Annotated in this window: 12 protein-coding genes and 1 pseudogene; 9 read left to right on the forward strand and 4 right to left on the reverse strand. The window is 71.8% G+C overall.

Annotated elements, in window-relative coordinates:
- Positions 1–157 precede the first annotated feature (157 nt).
- The 6 genes from IE142_RS10865 to IE142_RS10890 all read left to right on the forward strand — a co-directional run bounded on the left by IE142_RS10865 (position 158) and on the right by IE142_RS10890 (position 8,787).
- The gene (locus IE142_RS10865; protein ID WP_191885540.1) at positions 158–1,129 is read left to right on the forward strand and encodes a 2-dehydropantoate 2-reductase; all 972 of its coding nucleotides are present in this window, start codon (positions 158–160) and stop codon (positions 1,127–1,129) included.
- Positions 1,126–3,048: a molybdopterin oxidoreductase family protein gene (locus IE142_RS10870; protein ID WP_191885541.1), complete on the forward strand. Its 1,923-nt coding sequence runs from the start codon at positions 1,126–1,128 to the stop codon at positions 3,046–3,048. The genes IE142_RS10865 and IE142_RS10870 overlap by 4 nt, the downstream gene beginning before the upstream one ends.
- Positions 3,029–4,984 carry an NAD(P)H-dependent oxidoreductase subunit E gene (locus tag IE142_RS10875; protein WP_191885542.1) on the forward strand — a complete coding sequence of 652 codons (1,956 nt, stop codon included), beginning with the start codon at positions 3,029–3,031 and terminating at the stop codon, positions 4,982–4,984. Before IE142_RS10870 ends, IE142_RS10875 begins: the two co-directional genes overlap by 20 nt.
- Entirely contained in the window at positions 4,981–5,841 is an 861-nt protein-coding gene (locus IE142_RS10880; protein WP_191885543.1) for a 2Fe-2S iron-sulfur cluster-binding protein, read from the forward strand. The genes IE142_RS10875 and IE142_RS10880 overlap by 4 nt, the downstream gene beginning before the upstream one ends.
- A 5-nt stretch (positions 5,842–5,846) precedes the next feature.
- A complete protein-coding gene (gene fdhD / locus IE142_RS10885) occupies positions 5,847–6,695 on the forward strand; it encodes a formate dehydrogenase accessory sulfurtransferase FdhD (protein WP_191885544.1) in 849 nt (282 codons plus the stop codon).
- Between the two features lie 217 nt (positions 6,696–6,912).
- A complete protein-coding gene (locus IE142_RS10890) occupies positions 6,913–8,787 on the forward strand; it encodes a sialidase family protein (RefSeq protein WP_191885545.1) in 1,875 nt (624 codons plus the stop codon).
- Positions 8,788–8,802: 15 nt separating this feature from the next.
- Here IE142_RS10890 and IE142_RS10895 read toward each other — a convergent pair whose 3' ends face one another.
- On the reverse strand, positions 8,803–9,807 hold the full coding sequence (locus tag IE142_RS10895) for a bile acid:sodium symporter family protein (RefSeq protein WP_191885858.1): 1,005 nt from the start codon (positions 9,805–9,807) through the stop codon (positions 8,803–8,805).
- Between the two features lie 167 nt (positions 9,808–9,974).
- On the opposite strand from IE142_RS10895, the gene IE142_RS10900 reads away from it, so the two are divergent.
- From IE142_RS10900 to IE142_RS10910, 3 genes are all read left to right on the forward strand, one after another.
- Positions 9,975–10,859, forward strand: coding sequence for a LysR substrate-binding domain-containing protein (locus tag IE142_RS10900; RefSeq protein WP_191885546.1), 885 nt, complete (start codon positions 9,975–9,977; stop codon positions 10,857–10,859).
- 303 nt (positions 10,860–11,162) lie between these two features.
- Positions 11,163–12,989: an AMP-dependent synthetase/ligase gene (locus IE142_RS10905; RefSeq protein WP_191885547.1), complete on the forward strand. Its 1,827-nt coding sequence runs from the start codon at positions 11,163–11,165 to the stop codon at positions 12,987–12,989.
- Between the two features lie 83 nt (positions 12,990–13,072).
- Complete coding sequence (locus IE142_RS10910) at positions 13,073–13,909, forward strand: aldo/keto reductase (protein ID WP_191885548.1); 837 nt, start codon at positions 13,073–13,075, stop codon at positions 13,907–13,909.
- Positions 13,910–13,959: 50 nt separating this feature from the next.
- Here the strand turns inward: IE142_RS10910 and IE142_RS10915 are convergent.
- The 3 genes and pseudogenes from IE142_RS10915 to IE142_RS10925 all read right to left on the reverse strand — a co-directional run.
- Positions 13,960–14,406 (reverse strand): annotated as a pseudogene (locus tag IE142_RS10915) (SDR family oxidoreductase); the annotation flags it as partial.
- Between the two features lie 23 nt (positions 14,407–14,429).
- Positions 14,430–15,347 (reverse strand): class I SAM-dependent methyltransferase, encoded by a 918-nt coding sequence (locus tag IE142_RS10920; protein ID WP_191885549.1) that lies wholly within the window; start codon positions 15,345–15,347, stop codon positions 14,430–14,432.
- 146 nt (positions 15,348–15,493) lie between these two features.
- Positions 15,494–17,230: a glycoside hydrolase family 6 protein gene (locus IE142_RS10925; protein WP_191885550.1), complete on the reverse strand. Its 1,737-nt coding sequence runs from the start codon at positions 17,228–17,230 to the stop codon at positions 15,494–15,496.
- Positions 17,231–17,644 lie beyond the last annotated feature (414 nt).

Here is a 17,644-nt window from a genome sequence, read left to right on the forward strand (position 1 = left end):
GTTGAGAAGACAGTTGAGCAGACAACCACTGGTGCTCCACAAAGCTTGCCGCGCGCCTTGTCGACCCTGTCGACCCTGCCTCCATACTGTAGACAATATTTCGTCGACCTCGTCGGCAGTTCCGCGGTATCCCTCGACCGAACGGAGCTCCCTCGCCATGAAAGTCGCAGTCCTCGGCGCCGGGGCGATCGGCGCCTACGTCGGCGCCGCGCTCCACCGCGCGGGCGCCGACGTGCACCTCATCGCCCGTGGACCGCATCTGGCGGCCATGAGGCAGTACGGAGTACGGGTGCGCAGTCCGCGCGGCGACTTCACCGCGCACCCCCGCGCCACCGACGACCCGTCCGAAGTCGGCCCGTCCGACTACGTGTTCCTGGGCCTCAAGGCGACCTCGTACGCGGCGTGCGGGCCGCTGATCGAGCCGCTGCTGCACGACACCACGGCGATCGTGGCCGCCCAGAACGGCATTCCGTGGTGGTACTTCCACCGGCACGGCGGGCCCTGGGACGGCCGCCGGCTGGAGACTGTCGACCCGCAGGGCGCGGTCAGTACGGTGCTCGCGCCCGACCGGGCCGTCGGCTGCGTCGTCTACGCGGCCACCGAGCTCGAACAGCCCGGCGTCGTACGGCACGTGGAGGGCACCCGCTTCTCGATCGGCGAGCCCGGCCGCGATGTCTCCGCACGCTGCCTGACGCTTAGCGAGGCGATGCGCGCGGGCGGCCTGAAGTGCCCGGTCGAACCGGATCTGCGCCGGGACATCTGGCTGAAGCTGCTGGGCAACATCTCCTTCAACCCGATCAGTGCCCTCGCGCGCGCCACCATGCGGCAGATGTGCCTGCACGGCGGCACCCGCCAGGTCATCGAGACGATGATGACCGAGACGCTGGCGGTCGCCGCGGCCCTCGGCTGCGAGGTCGGCGTCTCCATCGAGCGCCGGCTCGCCGGCGCCGAACGGGTCGGCGACCACCGCACCTCCACGCTCCAGGACCTGGAGCGCGGCAAGCCGCTCGAACTCGACGTACTGCTCGCGGCGGTGGTCGAACTGGCGGAGATCACCGGGGTCCCGGTGCCCACGCTGCGCACCGTGCACGCCCTGTCGGACCTGCTCGCGCTGAGGAGCGCCGCATGAGGAAACGGCAACCGAAGACCTACACCCGTCTCATCCACCCCCTGGTCCGCGACTCGCGCGACCAGCCCTTCCGCCGCGCGACCTGGGACGAGGCCCTGGACCGCACCGCCCGGGGCCTGGCGGCGGCGCGCGGCGCGTTCGGGATGTTCTCCTGCGCCCGCGCGACCAACGAGATGAACTACGTCGCCCAGAAGTTCACCCGGGTGGTGATGGGCACCCACAACGTCGACTCCTGCAACCGCACCTGCCACGCCCCGAGCGTCGCCGGCCTCTCGGCCGCCTTCGGTTCGGGCGGCGGCACCTCCTCGTACGAGGAGATCGAGCACACCGACGTCATCGTCATGTGGGGCTCCAACGCCCGCTTCGCCCACCCCATCTTCTTCCAGCACGTGCTCAAGGGCATCCGGGCCGGCGCCCGCATGTACGCCGTCGACCCGCGCCGCACCTCCACCGCCGAGTGGGCGGAGAGCTGGCTCGGCCCGGACGTCGGCACCGACATCCCGCTCGCGCACGCGGTCGGCCGCGAGATCATCCACGCGGGGCTCGTCAACGAGGCGTTCGTCGAACGGGCCACCACCGGCTACGAGGAGTACCGGGCCCTCGTCGAACCGTGGACGCTCTCCCTAGCCGAGAAGGTGACCGGCGTACCGGCCGCCGCCGTCCGGGACCTGGCCCACGCCTACGCCCGCGCCGAGCGCGCCCAGCTGTGCTGGACCCTCGGCATCACCGAGCACCACAACGGCACCGACAACGTCCGCGCGCTGATCAACCTCTCCCTGCTCACCGGGCACGTCGGCCGCTACGGCTCCGGGCTCCAGCCGCTGCGCGGCCAGAACAACGTGCAGGGCGGCGGCGACATGGGCGCGATCCCCAACCGGCTGCCCGGCTTCCAGGACGTACTCGACCCCGCGGTCCGGCACAAGTTCGAGTCGGCTTGGGACACGGTCATCCAGCCGCACCACGGCCTCACCCTCACGCAGATGTTCGAGGCCATGGACGAGGGCACGCTGCGGGCCGTGTACTGCATCGGCGAGAACCCGGCACAGTCGGAGGCGGACGGCGAACAGACGGTACGCCGGCTGCGGGCACTGGACTTCCTCGTCGTGCAGGACATCTTCCTGACGAAGACCGCCGAGCTGGCCGACGTCGTCCTTCCCGCCACCGCCGGCTGGGCGGAGACCGAGGGCACCACCACCAACAGCGAACGGCGCGTCCAGCGCGTGCGCCGGGCCGTGACCCCGCCGGGTGAGGCCCGGGAGGACATCGACATCCTCTGCGACCTGGCGGCCCGCCTCGGCCACGACTGGAAGTACGCGGACGCCGAAGCGGTCTGGAACGAGCTGCGCTCCCTGTCGCCGGACCACCACGGAATGACGTACGCGCGCCTGGAGGAGCACCAGGGCATCCAGTGGCCGTGCCCGAGCGCCGAGGAGCTGGAACCCACTTACCTGCACGGCAGGTTGTGGGACACCGACCCGTCGCGACGCGGCCGACGCGCGCCCTTCGGCATCGTCCGGCACGACCCGCCCGTGGACCTCACCGACGAGGAGTACCCGATCCGCCTGACCACCGGACGCCGCCTCGACTCCTACAACACCGGCGTCCAGAGCGGCGGTTACGCATCCCCCCTGCGGCGCGGCGAGTCCGTCGAGCTGTGCCCGGAGGACGCCGAGCGCTACGGCGTGGCCGTCGGCGAGGAGGTACGGGTGACCTCGCGGCGCGGGTCGCTGGTCGCGCCCGTGTGGGTCGACACCGCGCTGCGGCCCGGGCTCGCCTTCATGAGCTTCCACTTCCCCGACGAGGTGGACACCAACCAGCTGACCATCGAGGCCAACTGCCCGATCGCCGGGACGGCGGAGTTCAAGGCCTCGGCGATCCGGATCGAGAAGGTGAGCAACGGTGGACCTGCGCTTCGGTGACAGCAAGCCCACGGACGACGAGCGCGAGGCCGTCGACGCCCTGCTCGGCGCTCCCGAGTCGTCGTGGGAGGGCGCCGACCGCTCCGACGCCGACCTCAGATGGTCCCGGGGCGGCCGGGAAGCCCGCGACCTGCTCCTCCCGGCACTGCACGCGGTCAACGACCGGGTCGGCTGGATCAGCGAGGGCGCCCTGGACTACGTGTGCCGGCGCTTGACGATTCCTCCGGCCGAGGCGTACGGCGTCGCCACCTTCTACGCCATGTTCTCGGTCCGCCCCCGCCCGGCCACGGTCCTTCACGTCTGCACGGACCTGGCGTGCACGGCGGCGGGGGCGGGCGAGCTGTGCGCGGCGGTGGAGGCACGGCTGGGCCCGGAGAACGGGGTGAAGGTCGAGCGCAGCCCGTGCCTGGGACTGTGCGAACGGGCCCCGGCGGCCTTGGCGATCCGGGCGGGTGAGACGGCCCGTCCGGCGTTCGAGGACGAGGCCGTCCAGGCCGTAGGGGGGTCCGGGGGCGCAGCCCCCGGGGACGATGGGGGCACCTCACGCTCGAGCGAAGCCGAGAGCGGGGGAGGGAGAGGGCGGCGGGGGCGAAACACACACCACGCCACCGCCGTATGCGCCCCCGCGAATCCCGCCGCCGCTGCCCGCGCGGCCACCGCTCCCGAAACCGCCCCCGCCGAACCCTCCCCCGAAGCCGCCGTCCCCCAGGCCGGCGACCCCGCCCTCACGCTCCTCCACCGCATCGGCACCACCGACCCCGCCTCCCTCGACGACTACCGCGCCCACGGCGGCTACACCGCCCTGCGCCGCGCCTTCGCCCTCGGCCCCGCCGGCGTAATCCGCGAGGTCACCGACGCCGGCCTGGTCGGCCGCGGCGGCGCCGCCTTCCCCACCGGACGCAAGTGGCAGGCCACCGCCGCCCAGCCCGACCACCCGCACCACCTCGTCTGCAACGCCGACGAATCCGAGCCGGGCACCTTCAAGGACCGCGTGCTCATGGAGGGCGACCCGTACGCGCTCGTCGAGGCGATGACCGTCGCGGCCTACGCGACCGGCGCGCACAAGGGCTACCTCTACCTCCGCGGCGAGTACCCGCGCGCCCTCGACCGCCTCACCCACGCGATCGTGCAGGCCCGCGCCCGCGGCCTGCTCGGCGACGACGTCATGGGCCAGGGCTACGCATTCGACATCGAGATCCGGCGCGGGGCGGGCGCGTACGTCTGCGGCGAGGAGACCGCCCTGTTCAACTCCATCGAGGGCCACCGGGGCGAGCCCCGCTCCAAGCCGCCGTTCCCCGTGGAGAAGGGCCTGTTCGGCAAACCCACGGTGGCGAACAACGTGGAGACGCTGGTCAACGTACTGCCCGTCCTCACCATGGGCGCCCAGGCGTACGCGGCGATCGGCACCCCCGGCTCCCCCGGCCCGAAACTGTTCTGCGTGTCGGGCAGCGTGACCCGCCCCGGCGTCTACGAACTCCCCTTCGGTGCGACGCTGGGCGAACTGCTCACCCTCGCCGGTGTGCGGGACGGCCTCCGGGCGGTCCTGCTCGGCGGAGCCGCCGGCGGCTTCGTACGCCCGGACGAGCTCGACATCCCCCTCACCTTCGAGGGCACCCGCGAGGCGGGCACGACCCTCGGCTCCGGAGTGGTGATGGCCTTCGACGACACGATCCGGCTCCCCCGCCTTCTCCTGCGCATCGCCGAGTTCTTCCGCGACGAGTCGTGCGGACAGTGCGTGCCCTGCCGGGTCGGGACCGTCCGCCAGGAGGAGGCGCTGCACCGGATCGCCGAGCGCACGGGTGCCGCCGCGGCCGGTGACATCGCCCTGCTGCGGGAGGTGGGCCGCGCGATGCGGGACGCCTCGATCTGCGGCCTGGGGCAGACCGCTTGGAACGCCGTGGAATCCGCCATCGACCGTCTGGGGGCGTACGAATGACCGCGATACCGCTCGGAGTGCCGCGCCGACTGGTGGAGTTCACCCTCGACGGACAGCAGGCCCGGGTCCCGGAGGGGTCGACGCTCCTCGACGCCTGCCGGGCCGCCGGCAAGGAGGTCCCGACCCTGTGCGAGGGCGACACGCTCACCCCGAAGAACGCCTGCCGGGTCTGCGTGGTGGAGGTCGAGGGCGCCCGTACCCTCGCCCCCGCGTGCTCGCGCCGGGCGGAGCCGGGCATGGTGGTGCGCACGGAGACCGAGCGCGCCCGGCACAGCCGCAAGGTCGTCCTCGAACTGCTGGCGTCGTCGGTCGACCTGTCCACGACCCCGGCGGTCGCTGCGTGGCTGAAGGAGTACGAGGCGGAACCCGACCGCTTCGGCCCCGACGCCGCCCGGGTCGACGAGGAACCCCGGATCGACAACGACCTGTACGTCCGCGACTACGGCAAGTGCATCCTCTGCTACAAGTGCGTGGACGCCTGCGGCGACCAGTGGCAGAACACCTTCGCCATCTCCGTCTCCGGCCGCGGCTTCGACGCCCGGATCTCCGTCGAGCACGACGCCCCGCTGACCGACTCGGCATGCGTCTACTGCGGCAACTGCATCGAGGTCTGCCCCACGGGGGCGCTGTCCTTCAAGTCCGAGTTCGACATGCGGGCGGCCGGCACCTGGGACGAGGAGCGGCAGACCGAGACGACCACGGTGTGCGCGTACTGCGGTGTGGGCTGCAACCTCACCCTCCACGTGCAGGACAATGAGATCGTCAAGGTCACCTCCCCGCACGACAACCCGGTGACCCACGGCAACCTCTGCATCAAGGGCCGCTTCGGCTACCAGCACGTACAGAACCGGGACTGATACACATGGGACGAGTCACGGAACGTCGCAAGGTCATCCGCATCCGGGACGGGGCGGTCTCCACCCGGCCGGACACGCTCGTCGCCGAGGAACCGCTGGAGATCCGGCTGAACGGCAAGCCGCTGGCGATCACGATGCGCACCCCGGGCGACGACTTCGCGCTGGCGGCCGGTTTCCTGGTGAGCGAGGGCGTGCTCGCCGAGCAGGGCGACCTGCAGAACATCGTGTACTGCGCGGGCGCGACGGCCGACGGCTCGAACACGTACAACGTGGTGGACGTGCGGACGGCCACGCACGTCCAGGCTCCGGACATCACCCTGGAGCGGAACGTCTACACCACCTCGTCCTGCGGCCTGTGCGGAAAGGCCAGCTTGGACGCGGTGCGCACGACCGCCCGCTGGCCCATCGCCGACACTCCCCCGGTCCGGGTCAGTCCGGAGCTGCTGGCGAGCCTGCCCGACCGGCTGCGCGCCGCCCAGCGGGTCTTCGACCGGACCGGCGGCCTGCACGCGGCGGCCCTGTTCGACGAGGGCGGCGAACTGGTCGACGTGCGGGAGGACGTGGGCCGGCACAACGCGGTCGACAAGCTGGTCGGCCGCGCCCTGCGAAACGGGGACCTGCCGCTGTCCCGCTCGGTGCTGCTGGTGTCCGGCCGGGCGTCCTTCGAGTTGGCGCAGAAGGCCGTGATGGCGGGAATCCCGGTGCTGGCCGCCGTGTCGGCGCCGTCCTCGCTCGCGGTGGACCTGGCCGCCGAGACGGGGCTGACCCTGGTGGGCTTCCTGCGCGGCACCTCCATGAACGTGTACGCGGGTGAGGACCGCGTCGCCCTCCGGGCCGCGGCCTCCCGGGGCTGACCGGCCCCCCGCGCCACGGCGGCGGGGCCCCGACCGGCGGGGAGCGCCCCCTGCGTCGCCGGGGCCCCGCCGTGATCCCAGGCCCGTGCACGGCCGGACTCCGGTGAGCGCCGTCCGGCGACACGCGCGTGATCGAATGGGGCGTATCAAGGACGGAACGTCCTGATGTACTGATGTCCTGATGACCGGCTCAGCCGCCTGAAGGGCAGACCGCTCCATGCCGTCACCTCCCCGTACGCGTCCGCGCTCCCCCCTGCTCGCCCTCGCCTCCCTGTTCGCCCTGGCCGCCTCCGCGCTGCCGGCCCACGCCGAACCGAAGGGCCGTGCCGCGGAGTTCGAGCAGCAGGTCCTCTTCCGGGCCGACCAGGACCCCGGCGGTTACGCCTGCTTCCGTATCCCGGCGATCGTGCGGACGACGGAGGGCACCCTGCTCGCCTTCGCCGAGGGCCGCGTCCTCGACTGCGGGGACGCCGGCGACATCGACATCGTCGTCAAGCGCTCGACCGACGGCGGGCGCACCTGGAGCCCGCTCCAGGTCGTCAACGAGGGCGGCGGCGACACCCACGGCAACCCGGCCCCGGTCGTGGACCGCGCCACCGGCCGCGTCCTGCTGGTCGAGACGTACAACGAGGGGCGCACCGACGGCGGCAACTGCGCGGTGCCCTGTGCCCGCACGCCCCACCTGCAGTACAGCGACGACGACGGCCGCACCTGGTCCACGCCCCGCGACCTGAGCGCTCAGATCCAGCCGCCCGACTGGGACTCCTGGTACGCGACCGGCCCCGTGCACGGCATCCAGCTGACCGGCGGCGACCGCGCCGGACGCCTCGTGGTCGGCGTCAACGCCGAGACCTGGGACGGCGAGCGGGTCACCGCCAACCACGCGGCGCTCGTGGTCAGCGACGACGGCGGCGAGAACTGGAGGATCGGGGCCACCGACACCTGGCCCGTCGCCGCCGACGGCACCTTCCGGCAGAAACCGTCCGAGCTCACCCTCACCGAACGCGCCGACGGCTCGCTCCTGGTCAGCGGCCGGGAGGAGAACGGCACCGACCTCGGACACCGCACCCAGGCCGTCAGCCGCGACGGCGGCGACAGTTTCGCCGCGCCGTTCCGGGCCCTGCCGGACCTGTACACCCCGCAGGTGCAGGGGGCCGTGCTCCGCCTCGGCGACCGGATGCTGCTGTCCGCCCCCGCCGACCCCGACCGTCGCCGCACGATGTCGGTCCGCTCCTCCTACGACGGCGGCGCGACCTGGGACAGCGTTGACCGCGGCACGGTCGTCACCCGGGACTGGTCCGGCTACTCCGACATGGTGGCCGTCGACGACGCGACGGTGGGCCTGATGTACGAGGCCGGGCCGGTGGACGCCCGCGACGAGATCCGCTTCGCCCGCTTCACCGAGGGCTGGCTCCAGCCGCGCCGGGGCGCCGATCCGACCACTCCCGACCTCGCGCCGGGCGCAGCGCCCGCGGTCGTGCTCGGCGGCGCCGGGACGACGGACGGCGCGGTGGGCGGCGCGCTCTCCTTCGACGGCGTCGACGACGCCGTACGGCTGCCGTACGACGAGCGGCTGCCGCTGGGGGCCGGGGACTTCACGGCGTCGCTCCGGTTCCGGTACTCGGCGGACGGCGGGGAGCAGCCGCTGCTGTGGATGGGCGGGGTCGGCACCCGCCAGCCCCAGGTGTGGGTGCGCGCCGAGCCCGGCAACGGCCGGGTCCAGGGGCTGATCACCACGCGTGAGGGCGGAGCGGCCCCGCGCTCGGCGTGGGTGCGCACCGACAGTGCCTACGACGACGGCCGCTGGCACCACCTGGCGCTGCGCCGCGGCGGGGGCCGGCTCACGCTGTTCGTCGACGGTACGACGGTCGGCGCGGCGGACGTCCCCGGCTCGGTGAGCCGCAATTCGCCGTTCGGTGTGCACATCGGGGAGCGGGTGGACGGCCGGGCCCGCTTCACCGGCGCGATCGACGAGGTGCACGTGTGGAACCGGGCGCTGACCGACGCGGAGATCGCCGCCGGGAACCCGCCCTCGGCTGCCGGGAACACCGTGCTGCACCTGCCGCTGGACGGGGTGGCGGCGGGCGGCTGACGGCGCCCCACCGGCTCAGCGGCTGCCGGTACCGACCGTGGCGCGCCCCGCGGCGGCGGGTTCCCCGGGCGCCTCCGCCTCCGAATCGTGCGAGCGGCGCTTCGCGATGACCGCGCAGACCATCAGCTGCATCTGGTGGAAGAGCATCAGCGGCAGCACGGCCAGCGAGGCCTGGGCGCCGAACAGGACGCTCGCCATCGGCAGTCCGGCGGCGAGGGACTTCTTCGACCCGGCGAACTGGATCGCGATCCGGTCCGCCCGGTCGAAGCGCAGCGCCTTCGCCCCGTACCAGGTCAGCAGCAGCATCACGGCGAGCAGCACGGCCTCGACCGCCAGCAGCCCGGCCAGCCGGACCGGGCTGACCTGGTGCCAGACGCCCTCGACCATGCCCTCGCTGAACGCCGTGTAGACGACGAGGAGGATCGAGCCGCGGTCGACGAGCCCGAGGACTTTCTTGTGCCGGGCGACGAAGCCCCCGATCCAGCGGCGCAGCAGCTGCCCGGCGACGAACGGCACCAGCAGTTGCAGCACGATCTCCACGACCGAGTCGGCGGAGAACCCGCCCCCGTCGCCGCCCAGCAGCGCGGCCGCCAGCAGCGGCGTCGCGACGATGCCCACCAGCGAGGAGAAGGAACCGGCGCAGATCGCGGCGGGCACGTTGCCGCGGGCGATCGAGGTGAACGCGATCGAGGACTGGATGGTGGACGGCACCAGGGTGAGGAAGAGCAGGCCCTGGTGGAGCGGGTCGGTCAGGAGGACCGGGACGAGTCCGCGCGAAGCGAGACCGAGCAGCGGGAAGACGACGAAGGTGCAGGCGAGCACGGTGACGTGGAGCCGCCAGTGCCGCAGGCCGTCCATCGCCTCACGGGTGGACAGCCGGGCGCCGTAGAGGAAGAAGAGGAAGGCGATCGCGGCGGTGGAGGCGCCGGAGGCGATGTCCGCGCCCGTGCCGCGGGCCGGGAGCAGTGCGGCGAGGCCCACCGTCCCGAGCAGCAGCAGGATGTACGGGTCGACCGGCATCCAACGCGGCCATCGCAGGCGTCTCACGGTGCTCCACTTGCTCGTCGTGCTCATTCGTCGCGTTCGCGGGGCTCACGGGTCCCCGCTCCATCCTGCTCCCTCGCACAGCGATCGGGAATCCGGTACACCGCTCTGACTGTCATCACGTACCGCGATAGCCTTGCAGCGTGTACGACCCTTCTCACCTGCGCACCTTCCTGTCGGTGGCCCAGACGTTGAGTTTCACGCAGGCCGCCCGGCGGCTCGGACTGCGCCAGTCGACCGTGAGCCAGCACGTGCGGCGGCTGGAGGACGCCACCGGCCGGCAGCTCTTCAGCCGCGACACGCACTCCGTGGAGCTGACGGAGGACGGGGAGGCGATGCTCGGGTTCGCGCGGCGGATCCTGGAGGTGCACGAGCAGGCGACGGCCTTCTTCACCGGCACCCGGCTGCGCGGCCGACTGCGGTTCGGGGCCTCGGAAGACTTCGTGCTGACCCGGCTGCCGGAGATCCTCGAGGGGTTCCGGCACGACCATCCCGAGGTCGACCTCGAGCTGACCGTGGAGCTGTCGGGGACGCTGCACGAGCAGCTGGCCGCCGGGAAACTGGACCTTGTGCTGGCCAAGCGGCGTCCGCAGGACCCGCGGGGCGAGCCGGTCTGGCGCGACCGCCTGGTGTGGATCGGCGCCGAACGCCTGCGCCTCGACCCCGACCGTCCGGTGCCGCTCATCGTCTACCCCCCGCCGGGCATCACCCGCGCGCTCGCCATCGACGCCCTGCAACGGCAGGGCCGCGAGTGGCGCGTCGCGTGCACCAGCGGCAGCCTCAACGGGCTGATCGCGGCGGCCCGCGCGGGCCTCGGCGTGATGGCGCACTCGCGCGGGCTCGTCCCGCCCGGCCTGGTACGGGTGCCCGACCGGGCCGGACTGCCGGAGCTCGGCCGGGTCGACTTCGTACTCGTGCACGGCCGTCGCCACCCGTCGGCGCAGGGCGCGGCGGATGCCCTGGCCTCGGCGATCCTGGCGGGCGGCGACCGCCTGCACCCGCCTCAACGGGCGGGCCTCGGCAGGTGAGCCACCCGAAGCGGCCCGGGTGTGACGCTTTCCGCGGCGCCCGCGCTGAAGGAGGAGAAGGCGGCTTCATGACAGCCCCGTACCGGCGGTAAGCGGGTCGTACAGATTCGGTGGAGATTGCGGCACCGAAACTTACTCAACCGTCAGGAACGTGTCCGCCCTTTTCCCATGTGAGCGCATTTCCTCCCGCTGACCAGCGCGGACATGAGCACTGCTCGCGTTTGACACCCCTCCCGCCCCCGTTCCGCGTGATGTAGCTTTCACCGCGCTGTGCGGTGCGTCACAAGGAACGGGGAGCGGAATTTGCGGGAGTTCACCAGTCCTCCGTCGACGTCGGCACCACCGGTGGGCGGTCTGGCCGATGTCGTCTTCCGGCATGCCCAGGAGGATCCGGGCCGCATCGCCCTCGGCCGCAAGGACGACGCCGGGCGGTGGCGGGACGTGAGTGCCGGCGCGTTCCGCGACGAGGTGCTGGCCCTCGCCAAGGGCCTGCTCGCCCAGGGCATCCGCTTCGGCGACCGGGTCGCCATCATGTCCCGCACCCGCTACGAGTGGACGCTCTTCGACTTCGCCCTGTGGACGATCGGCGCCCAGGTGGTGCCCGTCTACCCGACCTCCTCGGCCGAGCAGTGCCTGTGGATGCTGTACGACGCCGAGGTGACGGCCGCGGTCGTGGAGCACGAGGACCACGCGATGACGATCGCCACCGTCATCGACCGGCTGCCGCACCTGCGCGGCCTGTGGCAGCTCGACTCCGGCGCCGTCCAGGAGCTGTACGACGCGGGCGCCCACCTCGACGACGAGGTGGTGCACCGGCACCGCAAGGCGGTCACGCCGGACACGGTCGCCACCGTCATCTACACCTCGGGCACCACGGGCCGCCCCAAGGGCTGCGTCCTGACGCACGGCAACTTCATGTACGAGGCGGACACCGTCATCGAGCGCTGGGAGCCGGTGTTCCACTCCAAGAAGGGCGACGAGGTAGCGACCCTGCTGTTCCTGCCGCTCGCCCACGTCTTCGGGCGGATGGTGGAGGTCGCGGCGATCCGCGGCAAGGTCCGCTTCGGCCACCAGGCGCAGCTCAACGCCGCCGCGCTCCTGCCCGACCTGGCCGCCTTCAAGCCGACCTTCATCCTGGCCGTGCCGTACATCTTCGAGAAGGTGTTCAACGCGGCCCGGCGAAAGGCCGAGAAGGAGGGGAAGGGCGGCCCCTTCGAGAAGGCCGTCGGCGTGGCCGTGCGGTACGCGGAGGCGGTGGAGACGAAGGCCTGGGGCATCGGTCCGGGCCCGTCGGCGGGCCTGCGGATGCAGCACCGGCTCTTCGACAAGCTCGTCTACACCAAGGTCCGGGCCGCGATGGGCGGACGCATCCGCAACGCCATGTCGGGCGGCTCGGCGATGGACCGGCGGCTCGGTCTGTTCTTCGCGGGCGCGGGCGTGCAGATCTACGAGGGCTACGGCCTGACCGAGTCCACGGCGGCGGCCACCGCCAACCCGCCCGAGCGCACCCGCTACGGCACCGTCGGCCGGCCCATCCCAGGCGTCACCGTGCGCATCGCGGACGACGGCGAGATCTGGCTGAACGGCGACAACGTCTTCCAGGGCTACCTCAACAACCCCAAGGCCACCGACGAGACCCTGCACGAGGGCTGGCTCGCCACCGGTGACCTGGGCTCGCTGGACGAGGACGGCTACCTCACCATCACCGGCCGCAAGAAGGAGATCCTGGTGACCTCCGGCGGCAAGAGCGTCTCCCCCGGTCTGCTGGAGGAGCGCGTCCGGGACCATCCGCTGGTCAACCAGTGCATCGTCGTCGGCAACGACCGCCCCTACGTCGCCGCCCTCATCACCCTCGACACCGAGGCGGTCGACCACTGGCTGTCGATGCGCAACAAGCCCCGGATGTGCCCGGCCGAGCTGGTGCACGACGCCGACCTGGAGACGGAGGTGCGGCGCGCGGTCGTCACCGCCAACACGTTGGTCTCGAAGGCCGAGTCGATCCGCACCTTCCGCATCCTGGCCCAGCCGTTCACCGAGGAGCACGGGCTGCTCACCCCCTCGCTGAAACTGAAGCGCAAGGCCATCGAGAACGCCTACGGCGCCGAGGTCGAAGCCCTTTACAGAGCGTGAGTTCGCCGGTCAGGAATGCGTCACGGCCCGTGATCGTTGACCATGTGAGTACCGACTGACCACTACCGAAGGATCAAGAGCTCGTGAGCAGCAAGGTCCCCCCGATCATCCTGAACAACGGCGTCGAGATGCCCCAGCTGGGCTTCGGCGTCTGGCAGGTGCCGGACGACGAGGCGCAGACGGCCGTCGCCCAGGCACTGGAGGCCGGGTACCGCAGCATCGACACAGCGGCGATCTACGGCAACGAAGAGGGCACCGGCCGGGCGATCGCCGCCTCCGGTGTGCCCCGCGAGGATCTGTTCGTCACCACCAAGCTCTGGAACAGGGACCAGGGGTACGACTCCACCCTCCGCGCCTTTGACACGTCGCTGACGAAGCTGGGCCTGGAGTACGTCGACCTGTACCTGATCCACTGGCCGATGCCGGCCAAGGAGCGCTACGTCGACACGTACAAGGCGTTCGAGAAGCTGCACGCCGACGGCCGCATCCGGGCCATCGGCGTCTCCAACTTCCTGCCCGAGCACCTGGAGCGGCTGATCGGCGAGACGTCGGTCATCCCGGCCGTCAACCAGATCGAGCTGCACCCGCACCTCCAGCAGCACGCCGCCCGCGAATACCACGCGGAACACGGCATCGCCACCGAGGCGTGGTCCCCGCTCGGCTCCGGCAAGGGCATCCTCGAGATCCCGGCGATCGTGGCGATCGCCCAGAAGCACGGCCGCACCCCGGCCCAGGTCGTGCTGCGCTGGCACCTCCAGGTCGGCAACGTGGTGATTCCGAAGTCCGTGACGCCGTCGCGGATCAAGGAGAACATCGAGGTGTTCGACTTCAGCCTGGACACCGAGGATCTCGCGGCGATCAGCGCGCTCAACGAGGACCGGCGCACCGGCCCGGACCCGGCGGAGTTCCACGGCGAGTGAGACGAAGCCCGCGAGGGCCCGGTCGCTGCGACCGGGCCCCCTCGCGTGCCTCAGTCGGGCTGTCCCAACGGGCGTACGACCACGGTGTTGACGTCGACTCCGGCGGGCTGGGTCATGGCCCAGACGATCGGGTCGGCGATCTGGTCGGCGGTCAACAGTTCGCCGTCCGGCAGGCTGCCGTAGGCGTCCCGGAACGGCGTCTCCACCCGGCCGGGCGCGATCAGCGTCACGCCGACACCCCACCGGATGACCTCGCGCCGGGTGTTCTCGGCCAGCCCCGTCACCGCCCACTTGGTGGCCCCGTAGATGTTGCCGGGTGTGGGCACGAAGCCGGCCACGCTGCCGACCAGCGCGATCCGCCCCCGCGTCTCCTCGAGGGCGTCGAACGACGCCCTGATCAGCAGGGCCGGACCCAGCACGTTGGTCAGCACCATCTCGGTCCACCCGGCCGGGTCGCCCTCGGCGACCGAGTCGTGGGTGGCGAACCCACTTGGAGCGCTCCCCAAGTCAAGGTTCCGGGTCAGGCCGGACGGACCGCCGTGTAGACCGTGTGCGCGACCAGCACGAACACGTCCTGCCGCCGGTGCGCGCCCGCCTCGTCGGCGGGGTCGAGCAGCCGGTCGAGGGTGGCCCGGTCGGTGGCGTCGAGGCCGTCGCCGATCCGGTCGCGCAGCCGGGACAGGGAGGTGGTGACGTAGGCGCGGGCCTCGTCCGTCAGGGGCGCCGGCAGGTCCAGCAGGAAGCTGCGGGTGCCGGTGTGCTTCAGGCCCGCCGCGGTCAGCATCGCCGGCCAGTCCTCCGTCTCGGCCATGGAGCCGGGCGTGTTCGCGCGCATCTCGGCGAACGCGTCCTCCTCCACCGCGTGCATCCTGGCCTGCAGCCCGGGACGCCCGATGCCGATGTCGCGGGGCAGGAACCGGGCGGGCAGACCGCCCTCCAGAACGGCCAGCGTGCCGCCCGGTGCGAGGTGCCCGGCGAGTGCGGCCACGGCCGCGCGCTGGTCGCCGAGGTGGTGCAGGCTCTGGCTCGCCCACATCAGGTCGGCCGGGTAGTCGAGCTCGTCCAGCACGCCGGGCAGGTCGCCGGCGAGGGTGCCGAAGCGGTCGGCGGCGCCCTGCCGGGCGGCGCGGTCGCGGGCCCGCTCCAGCAGGGGTGCGGCCCCGTCGACGGCGACGACGCGGGCGCCGGGGAAGGTGTCGGCGAACAGGCAGGAGACGACGCCGGGTCCGCTGCCGACGTCGACGACCAGGCCGGGCTCGGTCACCTCCTGCGCCAGCCAGGTCATGGCCTGCCGGTACAGCGGTGTGTACAGCTCCGCCTGGGCCTGGAGCAGTGGGGCCATCTCGGCCCAGTCCATGTCGCTGTGGTCGTGTCCGTGTCCGTGTCCGGTGTCGTGCCGGTGGTGGGTGTCGTGGTGGTCGTGGTGGTCGTGCGCCATGGTGGTCAGCCTCCCGTTCGCGGTGCCGCCAGGGTGCGACGACGCACCGCACGGAGGCAAACGAAGTTGCCGTGACCGCAAAAAGTGCCGTCGGAGCCCGGCCGGGGAGGCCGGACCCCGACGGCGTCACCTACGCCGGAGTCCGCTCAGGACAGCGGCGGGTAGGCGTTCTTCATCAGCTCCTGGAACTGCGCGGAGAACCAGTGGCCGGAGATCGGTGCGTCGGGCAGCGCACCGGAGGGGCTGTTGCCGTTGCGCGCGTTGCCCTCGTAGGTGGGGTCGCACATCCGGTCGAATCCCTTGCCCTCGTCGTTCGGGATCTCCTCGCTCGCGCCGTCGGACTCGCCCGGGGGCTTCATCCACACGTACGCGTCGATGCCGGCGGCGGGGCTGGCCTGCGGACGCTCGCCGAGGCCGGCTCCGGACTGGTTGCACCAGTTGCCGAGGTGGATGCGGCGGTCGTAGCGCCCGCCGTCCACGTAGGTGTTCACGTCGGTCGTCGCGCCCGGTCCGGTGGGCCGCGCTTCGCCGCCCCAGCCGTTGCGGGAGGTGTCGATCAGCATGCCGAGGTTCTGGTCGAAGCCGAGCGAGACCAGCTTGTCGCGCATGGCCTGGGCGTAGGACAGCTCGTCGGTGTACTGGTTCCAGTCGACCCAGTCGGACTGGCGCACGGAGGTTCCGTTCACCGAGTCCGTGATCTTGAAGTGCTCCTCTTTCAAGGCGCTGTAGTTGGCGGTGTTGACGATGAAGCCGTGCACGTCGTCGACGGTCGCGCCCTCGGTGGTGGCGGCGGTCTCGAACATCTCGGCGGAGGGACCGAAGTTGCTGTCCCAGCCGAGCCAGCCGTGGTGGCCGGCGTCGACGTAGTTGTAGACGTTGCCGACGTCGCCGAGCTTGTTCAGGGCGTATCCGACGCCCTTCTGGTAGTTGCCGTTGGCCTTCATGATGTCGCAGTTCTCCGTGGCGGTCGGCCGCCCGGAGACGTTGGTGACCAGGTTGGGCAGCGAGTCGATCTCGACCGTGGTGACGATCCGGAGGTCCGCGTACTTGGGGTCGGCGAGGATCTCGGCGATCGGGTCGATGTACTCGGTCTTGTACCGGTCGATCTCCGTCGGGCCCAGCTCGCCGTTGGAGGCGAGGGCGGCGCAGTCGCGTCCGGGCAGGTTGTAGATGACGAGCTGGACGGCGAGTTCCCCGGATCCCTTCTGTGTCAGCGCCTCGTCGAGGTGGTCGCGCAGCCCCATGCCGCCGTTGACCCCCTCGATGGCGGCGATCCGGTCGAGCCACACGCCGGTGGGCTGGTCGGCGATGCGGTCGCCGCCGGGCTCGGCCGCCGCCTTGGCGCTCCACTCGGGGTTCACGTAGACCTTGGCTCCGTCGTACGGGTTGTCCACCCGCTCGCCCTGCTCCGGCGGATCGGTCGGGTCCGGCGGGTCGGTCGGGTCGGGGTCGGTCGAACCGCCGTCGTCGACGTTGCAGGTCACGCCGTTCAGGGTGAAGGTGGCGGGGACGGCGTTGCTGCCGCTGTAGGTGCCCTGGAAGCCGAAGCTCGCCGAACCGCCCGTGGAGAGGGTGCCGTTGTAGGACTCGTTGGTCGCGGTGACGGCGGCGCCGCTCTGGCTGAGTTTCGCGTTCCAGCCGCTGGTGACCTTCTGGCTGCCGGCGAACGTCCAGCCCAGGGACCAGCCGGAGGTGGCGGCACCGTTGTTGGTGACGGTCACGGCGGCGGTGAAGCCGCTCCCCCAGTCGTTCTGCACCTGGTAGTCGACGGTACAGGGGACGGCCGCCGCGCCGGCGCCGGCGGACTGCGCGGCGAAGGCCGTGCCGGATGCCCCGGCGACCAGCGCCAAGGCGGCGAGCATCGCGGTTCTGCTGCGGGTCATGAGTGCGGGTTCCTTCTTTCGTGGGGTGCGCGTGCTGTGGTCAGAGGTGCGTGCTGTTCGTCCGGGACCGCGCGCACTGGGCGCGGTCCGCCTCCGCACGGCATGGGGGTGCCGTCGCGGACGGAACTCAGGAACGGCCCACGGGCACGGTGGAGCGGCCCGGGGGGTGTGCGTGTGCGAGCCGGCGCGCCGGCCGGTGAGGCGTCGGACGTGCCGCTGCCACGGCTCCAAGTCCTGAACGCGAAAGGTGGTGCGGGGGGTGGCGCATGAGCGACTCCTCGCAGTTCGGAAGCGCCGCGACGGACACTTCGACTGATGGAACCGCTCCCACTGGTGCCGATGAAGGTAGCGCCAAGTGACGGTAAAGAACAGAGGAGTTACCGATTTTCTCTCGGCGGTGCGTGTCGAATCTTT

The sequence above is a fragment of the Streptomyces mutabilis genome (assembly GCF_014649815.1).
Taxonomy (GTDB): Bacteria; Actinomycetota; Actinomycetes; order Streptomycetales; family Streptomycetaceae; genus Streptomyces; species Streptomyces mutabilis.